General features: G+C 67.0%; 12 protein-coding genes. 6 read left to right on the top strand and 6 right to left on the bottom strand.

The features are described from left to right. From carA to greA, 4 genes are all read left to right on the top strand, one after another. Positions 1-1,143: a glutamine-hydrolyzing carbamoyl-phosphate synthase small subunit gene (gene carA / locus ACYQ2W_RS04740; RefSeq protein ID WP_459863747.1), complete on the top strand. Its 1,143-nt coding sequence runs from the start codon at positions 1-3 to the stop codon at positions 1,141-1,143. A gap of 23 nt (positions 1,144-1,166) precedes the next feature. Beyond that, entirely contained in the window at positions 1,167-1,562 is a 396-nt protein-coding gene (locus ACYQ2W_RS04745; protein WP_459863749.1) for a GxxExxY protein, read from the top strand. Positions 1,563-1,626: 64 nt separating this feature from the next. Then, a complete protein-coding gene (gene carB, locus ACYQ2W_RS04750) occupies positions 1,627-4,845 on the top strand; it encodes a carbamoyl-phosphate synthase large subunit (RefSeq protein ID WP_459863751.1) in 3,219 nt (1,072 codons plus the stop codon). Further along, a complete protein-coding gene (greA, locus tag ACYQ2W_RS04755) occupies positions 4,846-5,322 on the top strand; it encodes a transcription elongation factor GreA (protein WP_459863753.1) in 477 nt (158 codons plus the stop codon). 190 nt (positions 5,323-5,512) lie between these two features. Here the strand turns inward: greA and ACYQ2W_RS04760 are convergent, their stop codons facing one another. Together ACYQ2W_RS04760 and ACYQ2W_RS04765 are read right to left on the bottom strand one after the other, a co-directional pair. Then, complete coding sequence (locus tag ACYQ2W_RS04760; protein WP_459863755.1) at positions 5,513-5,911, bottom strand: type II toxin-antitoxin system HicB family antitoxin; 399 nt, start codon at positions 5,909-5,911, stop codon at positions 5,513-5,515. Then, entirely contained in the window at positions 5,908-6,153 is a 246-nt protein-coding gene (locus ACYQ2W_RS04765; protein ID WP_459863757.1) for a type II toxin-antitoxin system HicA family toxin, read from the bottom strand. Before ACYQ2W_RS04765 ends, ACYQ2W_RS04760 begins: the two co-directional genes overlap by 4 nt. Before the next feature lie 248 nt (positions 6,154-6,401). Here ACYQ2W_RS04765 and ACYQ2W_RS04770 point away from each other — a divergent pair, with 248 nt between their 5' ends. Next, positions 6,402-7,010 carry a DNA-3-methyladenine glycosylase I gene (locus ACYQ2W_RS04770; RefSeq protein WP_459863759.1) on the top strand — a complete coding sequence of 203 codons (609 nt, stop codon included), beginning with the start codon at positions 6,402-6,404 and terminating at the stop codon, positions 7,008-7,010. A gap of 503 nt (positions 7,011-7,513) precedes the next feature. After that, positions 7,514-10,294, top strand: coding sequence for a TIR domain-containing protein (locus tag ACYQ2W_RS04775; RefSeq protein ID WP_459863762.1), 2,781 nt, complete (start codon positions 7,514-7,516; stop codon positions 10,292-10,294). Between the two features lie 308 nt (positions 10,295-10,602). On the opposite strand, the gene ACYQ2W_RS04780 is transcribed toward ACYQ2W_RS04775, so the two are convergent. From ACYQ2W_RS04780 to ACYQ2W_RS04795, 4 genes are all read right to left on the bottom strand, one after another. Further along, positions 10,603-11,298, bottom strand: a complete 696-nt coding sequence (locus ACYQ2W_RS04780; protein WP_459863764.1) for a DUF4336 domain-containing protein — start codon at positions 11,296-11,298, stop codon at positions 10,603-10,605. Beyond that, on the bottom strand, positions 11,295-11,921 hold the full coding sequence (locus tag ACYQ2W_RS04785; protein WP_459863817.1) for a DUF4276 family protein: 627 nt from the start codon (positions 11,919-11,921) through the stop codon (positions 11,295-11,297). Before ACYQ2W_RS04785 ends, ACYQ2W_RS04780 begins: the two co-directional genes overlap by 4 nt. Before the next feature lie 5 nt (positions 11,922-11,926). Next, positions 11,927-13,129 (bottom strand): AAA family ATPase, encoded by a 1,203-nt coding sequence (locus tag ACYQ2W_RS04790; RefSeq protein WP_459863766.1) that lies wholly within the window; start codon positions 13,127-13,129, stop codon positions 11,927-11,929. Between the two features lie 87 nt (positions 13,130-13,216). After that, the gene (locus ACYQ2W_RS04795) at positions 13,217-13,996 is read right to left on the bottom strand and encodes a hypothetical protein (RefSeq protein WP_459863768.1); all 780 of its coding nucleotides are present in this window, start codon (positions 13,994-13,996) and stop codon (positions 13,217-13,219) included. Positions 13,997-14,105: the final 109 nt, after the last annotated feature.

Raw genomic sequence — 14,105 nt, forward strand, 5'->3', positions numbered from 1 at the left:
TTGAGGCAGCCCGCCTTGTTGGTTCTGGAGGACGGCACCGTCTTCCGGGGTGAATCCATCGGAGCCGCGGGGCAGACCGTCGGCGAGGTGGTCTTCAACACCGCCATGACCGGCTACCAGGAGATCCTCACCGATCCCTCCTATTGCCGTCAGATCGTCACCCTTACCTATCCCCACATCGGCAACACCGGTGTGACCGAGGTGGACGGGGAGTCCTCCGCGGTCCACGCCGCCGGTCTGATCATCCGCGATCTGCCGCGGCGGCACAGCAACTGGCGCAGCCAGGAGTCGCTGTCGGACTACCTCGTCCGCCACGGCATCGTCGGCATCGCCGACATCGATACCCGCAAGCTGACCCGCATCCTGCGCGAGAAGGGGGCCCAGAACGGCTGCCTGGTGGCCGGCGCGGAGATCGACGAGACGGCCGCCCTGGAGGCGGCCCGCGCCTTCCCCGGACTGAAGGGGATGGACTTGGCCAAGGAGGTGACCGTCGCCGAGCGTTACGAGTGGGACCAGGGCGAGTGGGGGTTGGAGAACGAGCTGGCCGGCGACCCCCACCCGGTGCCCGCCGAGCGCCCCTACCACGTGGTCGCCTACGACTACGGGGTGAAGCGCAACATCCTGCGCATGCTCGCCCAGCGTGGTTGCAGGCTCACCGTGGTGCCGGCGCAGACCCCGGCCGACGAGGTGCTGGCGCTGAACCCCGACGGGGTGTTCCTCTCCAACGGCCCCGGGGATCCGGAGCCGTGCGACTACGCCATCGAGGCGATCCGCACCATCGTCGATACCGGTACCCCCACCTTCGGCATCTGTCTCGGCCACCAGTTGCTGGGCCTGGCCAGCGGCGCCAAGACGGTGAAGATGAAGTTCGGCCACCACGGCGCCAACCATCCGGTGCAGGATTCGGCGACCGGCCGGGTGATGATCACCTCCCAGAACCACGGCTTCGCGGTGGACGAGGCGACCCTGCCAGCCAACCTGGAGGCGACCCACCGCTCGCTCTTCGACGGCTCCCTGCAAGGCATCCACCGCACCGACCGGCCCGCCTTCAGCTTCCAGGGCCACCCCGAGGCGAGCCCCGGCCCCCACGACGTGGCGCCGCTCTTCGACCATTTCATCGAGCTGATCGCGGAGAAGAAGTAAGATTTTTCCGCAAATGAACGCGAATGAACGCGAATCAGAAGAAAAGGATTTCGGAGCGGGTTATTGGTGCGGCGTACGAAGTGAGCAATACGCTGGGAAGCGGGTTTCTCGAATCGGTTTACGAAGGGGCGCTCTGCACGGAGTTTTTCGAGCAGGGGATTCGGTTCGAGCGGCAGAAACCGTTGGATGTGATTTACAAAGGGAACGTGGTAGGGAACTACGTTGCCGATTTGGTGGTGGAGGATCGCTTGATCGTGGAGTTGAAGGCGGTGTCGGCATTGACGCCAGTCCACGAGTCCCAAGTGATGAACTACCTGAGGGCGACCGGATTGGGCGTAGGGCTTTTGCTCAATTTCGGTACACCGAAGTTAGGTATTCGCCGTATCGTCTGGAAACATGACGACGCGGTAAGGATCTGAGGAAGCATTCGCGTTCATTCGCGTTCATTTGCGGACTCTCTTCTTCTTTTTGCGGATGAATTAAATGCCGAAGCGCACAGACATCAACAGCATCCTCATCATCGGCGCGGGTCCCATCGTCATCGGGCAGGCGTGCGAGTTCGACTACTCCGGCGCCCAGGCCTGCAAGGCGTTGCGCGAGGAGGGTTACCGGGTGATCCTGGTCAACTCCAACCCCGCCACCATCATGACCGACCCCGGCACCGCGGATGCGGTCTACATCGAACCGGTCCACTGGAAGGCGGTGGCGGCGATCATCGAGAAGGAGCGCCCCGACGCGGTGCTGCCCACCATGGGCGGGCAGACCGCGCTCAACTGCGCGCTCGACCTCGATCGCGAAGGGGTGCTGGAAAAGTTCGGCGTCGAGATGATCGGCGCCAAGGCCGACGCCATCGACATGGCCGAGGACCGCGACCGCTTCCGCAAGGCGATGACCGAGATCGGTCTGGAGCAGCCCCGCTCGGCGATCGCCCACTCCCTGGAGGAGGCGCTCCAGGTGCAGGCGCAGATCGGCTTCCCGACGATCATCCGCCCCTCCTTCACCCTCGGCGGCTCCGGCGGCGGCATCGCCTACAACAAGGAGGAGTTCGTCGAGATCTGCGAGCGCGGCCTCGACCTCTCGCCGACCAACGAGCTGCTGATCGAGGAGTCGGTGCTCGGCTGGAAGGAGTATGAGATGGAGGTGGTTCGCGACAAGGCGGACAACTGCATCATCATCTGCTCGATCGAGAACTTCGACCCGATGGGCGTGCACACCGGCGACTCGATCACCGTCGCCCCGGCGCAGACCCTGACCGACAAGGAGTACCAGATCCTGCGCGACGCCTCGATCGCGGTGCTGCGCAAGATCGGCGTCGAGACCGGCGGCTCCAACGTCCAGTTCGGCATCAATCCGGAGAACGGCCGGATGGTGATCATCGAGATGAACCCGCGGGTCTCCCGCTCCTCGGCGCTCGCCTCCAAGGCCACCGGTTTCCCGATCGCCAAGGTGGCCGCCAAGCTGGCCATCGGCTACACCCTGGACGAACTGAAGAACGACATCACCGGCGGTGTCACCCCCGCCTCCTTCGAGCCGTCGATCGACTACGTGGTGACCAAGATCCCGCGCTTCACCTTCGAGAAGTTCCCCCGGGCCAATTCGCGGCTGACCACCCAGATGAAGTCGGTGGGCGAGGTGATGGCCATCGGCCGCACCCAGCAGGAGTCGCTGCAGAAGGCGCTGCGCGGCCTGGAGATGGGCTGGGACGGCCTCAACGAGCGCATCCACCCCGAGGACGAGGAGGGGCTGGAGACGATCAAGCATGAGCTGCGCGAACCGGGCCCGGAGCGCATCCTGTTCGTCGCCGATGCCTTCCGCGTCGGGCTCTCGGTGGATGAGATCCACGACCTCTCCAAGATCGACCCCTGGTTCCTGGTGCAGATCGAGGAGCTGGTCGAGCTGGAGAAGGAGGTGGTATCGCTCGGCCGCGAGGGGATGGACGAGGAGTTCGTGCGCATGCTCAAGCGCAAGGGCTTCTCCGACCGCCGCCTGGCCAAGCTGCTCGGCGTCTCCGAGGACTGGTTCCGCAAGCTGCGCCACGACCACGGCATCCGTCCGGTCTACAAGCGGGTCGATACCTGCGCCGCCGAGTTTGCATCGAGCACCGCTTATCTCTACTCCACCTACGAGGAGGAGTGCGAGGCGCACCCCACCGAGCGCGAGAAGATCGTGGTCCTCGGCGGCGGCCCCAACCGCATCGGCCAGGGCATCGAGTTCGACTACTGCTGCGTCCACGCCGCCCAGGCCTGCCGGGAGGACGGCTACGAGACGATCATGGTCAACTGCAACCCGGAGACCGTCTCCACCGACTACGACACCTCCGACCGTCTCTACTTCGAGCCGCTCACCTTGGAGGACGTGCTGGAGATCCTCCACGTCGAGAACCCCAAGGGGGTGATCGTGCAGTACGGCGGCCAGACCCCGCTGAAGCTGGCCCGCCCGCTGGAGGCGGCCGGCGCGCCGATCATCGGCACCACCCCCGACTCCATCGACCTGGCCGAGGACCGCGAGCGCTTCCAGAAGCTGCTCGACCGGCTCGGCCTGCTGCAGCCGCCGAACCGCACCGCGGTGGAGGCGGAGCAGGCGGTCAAGCTGGCCGAGGAGATCGGCTACCCGCTGGTGGTGCGCCCCTCCTACGTGCTCGGCGGCCGGGCGATGGAGATCGTCTACCAGGAGGAGGATCTGCGCCGTTACATGCGCGAGGCGGTGCAGGTCTCCAACGATTCGCCGGTGCTGCTCGACCGCTTCCTCGACGACGCGATCGAGGTGGACGTCGATCTGGTCTCCGACGGCGAGAACGTCATCGTCGGCGGCATCATGGAACACATCGAGCAGGCCGGCGTCCACTCCGGCGACTCCGCCTGCTCGCTGCCCACCTACACCCTCACCGACGAGGCCAAGGCCGAGCTGCGCAAGCAGGTGGCGGCGATGGCCAAGGGGCTCGGGGTGGTCGGCCTGATGAACACCCAGTTCGCCATCCAGCAGGGCCGCATCTACGTGCTGGAGGTGAACCCGCGCGCCTCGCGCACGGTGCCCTTCGTCTCCAAGGTGACCGGCCAGCCGCTGGCCAAGATCGCCGCCCGCTGCATGACCGGCCGGAGCCTGATCGAGCAGGGGGTGACCCGCGAGGTGGAGCCGCCGTACTATGCGGTGAAGGAGGCGGTCTTCCCGTTCATCAAGTTCCCCGGCGTCGACCCGCTGCTCGGCCCCGAGATGAAGTCCACCGGCGAGGTGATGGGCGTCGGCCGCACCTTCGGCGAGGCCTTCGCCAAGGCCCAGTGGGGCGCCGGTGCCAAGCTGCCCACCGCCGGCAAGGTGCTGATCAGCGTGCGCGAGGCGGACAAGCGGCGCGCCGTCGAGGTGGCGCGCAAGCTGGTGGCGCAGGGCTTCGAGGTGGTCGCCACCCGCGGCACCGCCGCCGTGCTGGAGGCGGGGGGAGTGCCCTGCGCGGCGGTCAACAAGGTGGCCGAGGGGCGCCCGCACACGGTGGACATGATCAAGAACGACGAGTTCTCGATGATCATCAACACCACCGAGGGCAAGCAGGCGATCTCGGATTCCTTCGACATCCGCCGCTTCGCCCTGCAGCACAAGGTGACCTACACCACCACCATCGCCGGCGCCGAGGCTGCCGCGCTGGCCTTCGGCGGCTTCGATCGGACCGCCGTCTATCGACTACAGGATCTGCATGGGGAGTTGGCATAGATGAGCAAGGTACCTCTGACCGTACGCGGTGCCGAGATGATGCGCACCGAACTGGAAGAGTTGAAGCGGGTCAAGCGCCCGGCGGTGATCCAGGCGATCGCCGAGGCGCGCGCCCACGGCGATCTCAAGGAGAATGCCGAGTACCACGCCGCCCGCGAGCAGCAGGGCTTCATCGAGGGGCGGATCAAGGAGCTGGAGGCGAAGCTTTCCAACGCCCAGATCATCGACCCCACCGCGGTCAACGCCAACGGCAAGGTGATCTTCGGCTGCACCGTCGACCTGGTGGATGTGGAGAGCGACGAGGAGATGACCTACCAGTTGGTGGGCGAGGACGAGGCCGACATCAAACAGGGGCGCATCTCGATCAGCTCGCCGATCGCCCGCGCCCTGATCGGCAAGGAGGAGGGGGACATCGCCGCGGTGCAGGCGCCGGGCGGGGTGCGCGAGTACGAGATCGCCGAGGTGCGTTACGAATAGGCGCCACTTGCCGCCGACCACGAAAAAGGGGCCGTTCGGCCCCTTTTTCGTGGTCGGCGGCAAGTGGCGCCTAAATTGGGGCATGTAGGTCGGGGCTACCGCCCCGACGGAACGGAAGCAGCGGGCGTGGGGTTGCTGGAGCGCATCCGATCGCTCCATGCCGCGCGGCCGGATTCGGCGCGACCCACCCTCAGTCGTGGCGCTCGTGCCGACCCAACCCCTCCGCCAACAACATCGTCACCAGCGTATTCAGCGACGTCCCCTCCGCCTTCGCCCTGGCCACCAGACTGGCGTGGAGACTGCGAGGCAGCCGCTGCATCATCCGCACCGGCTCCGCCGACTCGCCATGACGGGTCGGCTTGGGAATCGGCTTGCCCATCTGCGCCCGCGCCGACACCCAGGCGGAAAAGGCGTCGCGGGCGTTGGCGACCGCCTCCGCCTCATCCTCGCCGTCGGAGATGCAGCCGGGGAGATCGGGAAAGGTCACCAGATAACCCCCTCCATCCTCTTCGGAGAGCGGCTCCACCCAATGGGGGTAGGCCTCGAACGGATAGGGTGGATCCACATGGGGGACGACGATTTCGCTCATGACCGCAGTTTCTCCACTTTGTCGATCAGCGCCACGAAGCGACGCACGTAGACCGGTTTGATCGGACGGTGAGCGGGAACGCACAGGTCCTCCTCAACGCCGGGAAACGAGAAAACATGGTGGCTGCCACCCTCGTTGCGCCAGTCGACGCCGTGGTGGCGGGCAATCGACTTCAGATCCTCGATTCGCCAGTCGCGCGGGTTGTTGCGCATTTTGGTGAGGATTTTGTCGCGGATGCCCATTGATTGATAGTGTCGTATATGACACTGCCCGTCAAACGTGGAGCCAGCGGCATTCGGTAGGATGGGCAAAGGAGCAGGGCGACGTGCCCATCGGATGTAGGCAGCGGGATTTATCGCGGCAACACTGTCTTTGATGGACCCGCTACGCTTGTTGCGCAGGAAAGAACCAAGCGGAAAAAGCCGGCCAACGGCAGCAAATTTTTGTACGCTGGGAGCCCATTCCGCAACCTCCCAAAAAGGATAGGGCCATGACCACCACCACCGAGGGACCCGACGGCCGGCCGCGCTGCCACTGGTGCTCCGCCGCCCCGGAGTTTTTCGCCTACCACGACACCGAATGGGGCTTCCCGGTCGCCGACGACCGGCGGCTGTTCGAGAAGCTCTGCCTGGAGAGTTTCCAGTCCGGCCTCAGCTGGCGCACCATCCTCGCCAAGCGCGAGAACTTCCGCGCAGCCTTCCACCATTTCGACTTCGAACGGGTCGCCGCTTTCGACCAGCGCGACGTCGAACGCCTGCTCCAGGACGCCGGCATCGTCCGCCACCGCGGCAAGATCGAGGCGGTGATCAACAACGCCCAGCGGGCCTGCGAACTGGTCGAGCGGGAGGGCTCCCTGGCCGCCTTCATCTGGGGCTACGAGCCTAGTCCTGCGACGCTTGCCGAACCGCAGACCGCCTCCACCTCCGCCGAATCGGTGGCGCTCTCCAAGGAGTTGAAGAAGCGGGGGTGGAAGTTCGTCGGGCCGACCACGGTGTATGCGTTCATGCAGGCGATGGGGTTGGTCAATGATCATGTGGCGGGGTGTGTGACCCGGGCAGAGGTCGAGCGGGCCCGTGAGGGGTTCGATCGCCCCGCATAGTGGCTGGAATAGGGTGTCCAGCGGTCGTCGCAAATCTTTCGGCGGCACTGTCGATCCGGCTGGCACGGCGCCTGAGATAGGAACCGTAGGTCGCCGCTACCGCGGCGACGCAAACGGGGGCAACGAAGCAAAATCTCGTGTCGTACTGTCCGAATGGAACGTCCCACGCTGACCGGAGCGCGGAAGTTGCATCCCCGTGCGATCCGGTAATACGACTTCGACGGGGGGTGGACGCGGAGTTTCACGCCTCGCCTCTGAAATGCAGAGCGGTTGATGATCGCGTAATCCGCCGGATCGGAGCCGATTCCGGCGTAGGCGCCTTCGTTCCCCGCGGATTACGCTATCGCTAATCCGCCCTACGGGGTGCGGTGGCCTCAATTAAGGGACGTTTCGCGCCGAGCACTATCGCATCGCCGGTCGTGATGGATTCGGAAGATCAGTCAGGGCAGGGCGAAGCGGGTTGTCGGCGCGCCGCCCGGATGAACGTAGGCAAGGAGCGGACATTGGATCGCGGAGCATTTCGAGAGGAGGTCCGCCAGCGGTTGGAAGGCCTGCCGCGGGGATTGGTGGTGGCGTTTGCGGCACGCGCCGCGCTGCGGGCATTGCCGGTGTTGGCGAAGGAGCGTCGGGACGGCGGGCCGTTCCTTTGGTTTTGGCCGGCGGAATGGCGTGAGAAGCACTTGCTGGCAGTGCTCCGGGGCATGCAGGTGGCCTGGGGACACTACGCCGACGCCGCCTACGCCGCCGCCGCCGACGCCGCCGTCGACGCCGCCTACGCCGCCGCCGCCGCCGCCGACGCCGCCTACGCCGCCGCCGCCGCCGCCGCCGCCGCCGACGCCGCCGTCGCCGCCGCCGCCGCCTACGCCGCCTACGCCGCCGCCGCCGACGCCGCCGCCGACGCCGCCGCCGACGCCGCCTACGCCGCCTACGCCGCCGCCGACGCCGCCGCCGCCGCCGCCGACGCCGCCGCCGACGCCGCCGCGTCAGCATTGCTCCCCGAACTCGTAAGTCTTGCCCCGGACAGTGACGTAGCCGCTTATCTCGCCGCACCCTGCCCTATCCTGCCCGAACTCTCCTCCCTTCACGCGGAATTCATGATCTCCCTCCGTGCCCTGGGTAGCGGCTTCGACTACTGGGCGGAGTGGTATGAGGATCGGGTCGCCGGTCGCCCATGGGATCCGGAGGTGATACGTCGGAGTGTCGAACTCTCCAAGGAACTACTGGCCCAGCCCCCTGAGAAAACCAACGCTTACCTCAAGGCGATACGCGATAGGAATTTGGTGACCCCCCTCAATCGGGTGCGGGCGCTCTTCATCGGTTACGGTGCCGCCGGCAAGACCTCGGTGATTCGCCGTCTGCACGGCGAGGCGGTGGTGGCGGGCAAGGAGAAGATGACCCCCGGTATCGCCATCCGCGAGTGGCCGCTGCCCGGTTCCGAGATCAAGGCGCTGCTGTGGGACTTCGGCGGTCAGGTGATGGCCCACGCCACCCATCAGTTTTTTCTTCGCGAGCGCTGTGTCTACGTGGTGGTGCTGGACGGTCGTACCGACGTCCCCGGCAACGAGCAGGCGGAGTATTGGTTGGAGCACGTGCGCGCCTTCGGTGCCGAGGCGCCGGTGCTGCTGGTGGGCAACAAGGTGGACCAGGCGCCGGTCCATCTGGACATGCAGCGGCTGCGGGAGCGTTATTCCAATATCGTCGGTTTCTATCCGCTCTCCTGTGTCGAGCAGGATCGGTTCCGTCCCGACTACGAGGTTTTTCTGCGGGACTTCATCGCGCAGCTCCAAGGCGTGGGGACCCATCAAGTACACTTCCCCACCGCCCACGCCGCGGTGCTGGAGGCGTTGCGCGGCGAGGAGAGTGCACAGCGCACCTTCCTCGCTCGCACGGAGTTCGAGGCGCTGTGCGAGCGCCACGGGGTGGTCGCCGAGGGGGATCTGGATCGTGCCTGGCTGCTGGATCTGTTGGACAAGCTGGGGGTGATCGTCCACTTCCGTCAGATCGAATGGTTGGACGGTTACGTGCTCAACCCCCGCTGGCTCACCTACGGCGTCTACACCCTGCTCTACGCCAACGCCAGTCGCCAGGGACGCATGACCGAGGGGGAGATCATCCGCCTGCTCCAGGCCAAGCCGGTGGTCGACGAGTTGGGCAACCGGCTGGAGTATCCGCCGGACAAGTGCCGCTTCATCATCGACGCCATGGAGCAGTTCCAGCTCTGCTACCGCCTGCCGGAGGATCGCGCCACCGTGGTGATCCCCGATCTGCTGCCCTCGGACCAGCCGGCGGAGCTGGCCTTCGGCGGGGCGGGGGCGATGGCCTTCGATTTCGACTTCGAGGGGTTGCTGCCTCGTCACTTGATGCCCGCCCTGATCGTCCAGCGCCACCACGAGATCGCCGGTGAGCTGGTGTGGCAGCAGGGCGTTCGGCTGACCGGCGCAGACGGGGAGGCCGAGGCGCTGATCCAGGCCGACTACCACGACCGGCGCCTCTCGCTGCGGGTGAGCGGTGCTCAGGCGGGGCGTTACTTCGCCGCCCTTCACGATCAGGTGATGGGGATGCTGAAACGGATGCCCAAGCTCCGTTTCGACGAGTGGGTGGTGTTGCCGGGCGCGCTCTACGACACCCGGCGTCGCGCCGCGTTTCGTGACCTGTTGGCGTTGGAGGCGGCGGGGGAGCCGGTCTACACCTGCCGCCATGGGCGCTTTCCGCTGAGTGAGCTGCTGGGAGGAATGCCGATGGAGTTTCGGGAGAGACAGCCGGAGGTGTCGCAGGTTCGCCGTTCCCGGGCGATGCGCTCCGCGGATAGGGAGGGTGCCCCGTTGCTGTTCATCTCCTATGCCCACGAAGATCGGGCGTTGGTCGATCAATTGCACAAGCGCCTGAAGCCGTTGCAGCGCAGCGGGAAGATCCGCACCTGGCACGACCGGGACATCCCGCCCGGCGAGGCGTGGGAAGCGGAGATCGATCGCAACCTGGAAGAGGCTGACGTGATCCTGTTGCTGGTCAGTTCCGATTTCATCGCCTCCGATTATTGTTGGGGGAAAGAGGTGAATCGGGCGATGGAGCGCCATCGGGCCGGCGACGCGCGGGTGGTGCCGGTGATCCTCCGCCCCGACGCCACCTGGCAGGAGGCGCCTTTCGGCGAACTCCAGGCCGTGCCGGAGGAAGGAATACCGGTCACCCAGTGGGAAGACGCGGACGAGGCGTGGGCGAATGTCGTCAAGGGGGTTCAGCGGGCGGTCCTGGCGGTGAATGGCGGGATGCCCGATTTCCTGCCGTAGTCAGCCGGTATCTCTTGTCGCCCCCCTGCGGTGGACGTCGATTCTCTTGTTGTGACGGGATGGATTCCCTCCACGCTTCCGGTTGTCGTGAATCGATACCAAATGGAGCCGTAGGTCGGCGCTGCCGCGCCGACGCGAACGGAGGCACCATCGGTAAATCTTGTGCGGTGCCATCCGAGTGCGAGTGGCGTTCCGGAAGACCTTCCCGGTCCAAACCCCGCTGCTTCCGTTTGCGTCGGCGCGGTAGCGCCGACCTACGGTGAGGCGTGCGCCTCCCGGTGCTCGGTGAATCGGCGGTCGCGGCGGCGTCAGCCGAGCCAGCGGAAGGCCCGTTCGAAGAACGCCTTGCCCCCGCCGCGGACGCACCGCCCATGGGAGAGCACGATGTTCTCGAACTCCCACTCCAGGATCCGCGCCAGCGACTCCCGCGCCCGTTGCCGGCTGCCCAGGCGGAAGCTCACCCGCCAGTCGACGGGCATCCTCCCGTGGGGGGCGAGGATGCCGGCAAAACGGGCGAGCAGCCGTTGAGGGCGGCTCAGGGTGGCGGGGTCGAAGTTCTCGATCAGGTCGGTGAGGATCAGGGTCCGCGACGGGCGGTGGAGGAACACCGCCTCCTCCATCGCCGGGCTACCGCGGAAGATCGTCTGGTCGAGGGTTGCCGCCCACGCGGGTGGGGGCCGCTCCTCCAGTTCGGCGTCGAAGCGCAGGTCGCCGCGCTTCTCGCGCAGGCCGGGGGAGGACCAGCTGGTCGCCTCGGGGTAGGCCGCCAGCCACTCCGCCAGGAACAGGTGGTGGAGCTTGTTGGGGGAGACCAGGTGGCGCACCTCGCCGAGTCCGGCCAGCGCCTCGCGCAGGCCGTCGCCGATCCGCTCCGGCGAGTGGATCCACAGCCCGCCGTCCGCCAGCCGGACCACCGTCATGCGGGTGGGGAAGGGAAAGCCGTAGAAGCTCACCGTCTCCCCCTCGTAGGTCCAGATTCCTTCGCCGGCCGGTTGGAGTGTCATGGCGTCTCCCGGGGAGGTTCCGCAGGGGATTGCCTCGACGCGGCAAGGAGGTCAGTCTGCCGGGACCACTCGTCGCAGAGCTTGCGGAACGAGCGGCTGCCGTCGTGGGCCTGTTGCAGGTCCATCAGCGCGGCGAAGGCGGGTTGGTCGGTCTTCGGCCGGTAGGAGTTGCCGGCCATGCGTGCGGCGAGCCACCCCTTGGCATCCCGCGGGCTCTCCGCGTCGACCGCTTCGCTCCGTTCGAACGAGAAACCCCGTTTTCCGTCCAGCGACGGGGCGGCGGCGATGAACCACGCCTCGAATTCCCGGTTGGCCAACACCACCGAGACGGCGCGGTGGGGCAGCAGGGATTGCGCCCGCCGCAGGGTCTCGGGGCCCAGCTCGGCGGGGCAGTCGTCGTCGGCATCGAGCAGCACTAGCACCCATCCCGCCTCGCCGCACTTGGCGGCGGCCAGCAGCAGGCGGCGGCGGAACTCCTCGTCCTTGTGCAGAAAACGATCCCGGCGGACGCGGATCGGTGGCAGTACCCGGGCGTAGTGTTCGGGCGTGCGCCACTGGTTCAGGCGGCGCAGCAGCGTCGGCAGGGCGGAGACCTCGCCGCCGCCCTCGACGATGGTCGCCACCGGGATCAAGGGCGGGAGTCTCCAAACAGGTCGCTCTGCTTTTGATCCTGCTCGGCGAGGAGGTCGGGATCGGGCGCGAGCTGGTTGAGGCGCAGCAGCTCGCCGGCAGAGAAGAGGTGGTCGCGCATGGCGGTGAGTGAGGCGCCGTCCAGGGGCGCGATGCGCGTCTCCCCCCCTTCGGAGACCACCGCCAGCAGGGAGTCGGCGTCGATGTCGTGGTCGTCGAGCAGATCCGGGCTGTGGCTGGTGACGATCACCTGGGTCTCCTCCGATGCACGGGTCAGCGCCTCGCGTAGGGCGGCGCTGGCCGCCGGGTGGAGTGCCGTCTCCGGCTCCTCGATGCCGACCAGCGAGGGGGCGTAGTCCTGGTTGCCCTGGAACAGTGCGGTGAGGATGCCCAGCGTACGCAGGGTGCCGTCGGACATGTTCTGGGCGAGGAACTTCCAGGGGTGTTGGGCGCCGGACATCTCCTGGCGGAACTCCAGGGTCTCCATCGGCCCGATCTGCTTGCGTTCCACACCGTGGACCATTGGCACGACGATGCGCAGGTACTCCTGGATCGTCTCGATCCGGGACGGTGCGACCCGCTCCAGGTGGCCGATCACGCTGGCGACGTTCTCGCCCACCGATTTCAGCAGACGGCCGTCCTGGGGTTTCTGCAGTTCGCGGATCAGTTTGGGGTTGAGGTTGTAGAAACCCATCGCGGTGAAGGCGTCGAACAGCGGCCGGAAGGCCTCCAGGCCGGAGACGGCGACCAGCGCCAGGCGGTCGGCGGTGACCGCGGGAAAGGCGCTCTCGCTGCTCCGGCGCAACTTCCCCCGCTCGATCTGGTAGAACGGCCCCTTGCCGATGCCGTCGATGACGCACTCCTCGTTCTGGACCTCGTAGCCGCCACCGGACAGGGCGCCGATCTTGAAGGCGTAGTGGCCCTGCTTGCCGTCGGCGAGGGTGAATTCGAGGCGGATGCCGAAGTGGGTGGGGTGGCCGCTGGAGCGGCGGCGCACCTCCGCCAGCCCACCGCGCTCGTTCAAGGCGTTGTCGAGGGAGCCGGCCAGGGCGTCGCGGACGAGGTGGAGGGCGTCGAGGAAGTTGCTCTTGCCGGAACCGTTGGCACCCACCAGGTAGGTTAGTGGGCGTAGGCGGGTGTCGCAGTAGCCGATGCTTTTGTAGTTGCGCAGCACCACGCGGGTGAGAAAGACCGGGTTCATGGCGCACGCCCTTGGCGGAATCGATGGGGAGCGGTGACTTTACACCACGGTGAAGCGGATGAAAAAAGACCGCTGCGGGCGAGCGGTTCAGTGGGCGCTGGTCATCTCCCGCAATTGCGCCAGCCCCTCGTCGTTGCCGCGGATCTCCTTCGCCGCGCGGCGATAGAAGCCGCGCAGGTGGCCCTTGAGGTGGCCGGTCACCTCGCCGTCGGGGATCCCCTTGAGCACCGCGAACAGCGCCAGTGCATAGGTGGCCTCGTTCTCGGTGAGGCTGGCGGCGCGCTCGCTGAGCGGGTTGTGGCAGCTGCCGCAGCCGCCGCGGAAGGTGTAGGCGCTGTTGGCGAACATCAGGCCGAAGCCGAGGTAGATCGCCAGCACCTCGGTGGCCTGGGGCCAGTAGTCGGCGCCGCCGGGAGGCGCCTCGCCGGCGGTCTGGCCCAGGTAGTGGGCGAGGATGTGGGCGAAGGTGGCGATGATCCCCTCGGGCCGGTTGAGCTGCTGCGGGTGGTAGGGGATCGGCAGGCGGGCGCCTTCGTCGATCCCGGGGTCGACCGTGCCGTCGGCGCGGCGGCGGGGATCGAGCACGACCTCGCCGGGGGCCGTCGTGGGGCAACGGTCGGCGCTGGCGGCGCGGGTCGGCCAGTGGCCGAGGCCGGCGTAGCCCTTGACCCGTTCGAGGATCAGCTCGGCCATGCCGTCGGCGCTGTCGGCGCGGCCGGGGAAGAAGCGGTTGTTGGGCTGGACCAGCACGGTGTGGTCGCGAAACAGCGTGGCGTCGAAGTGCTCGAGGGCCCAGCCGAAGGCGTCGAACAGCCAGTCGCGGGAGGTGGGGTTGAGCAGTGGGCGGCGGTCGAAGAGTCCGAACATGGGATCGGTATGGGGGTGGTGGCGGGGGGCCATTATCGCCGATTTGCCGACGGGATGGGGGCGGCCGTAGGGTGGATGCGCCGTCGCTTGTCCACCCTACTTCCTCTCC

The sequence above is a fragment of the Endothiovibrio diazotrophicus genome, from assembly GCF_054657215.1.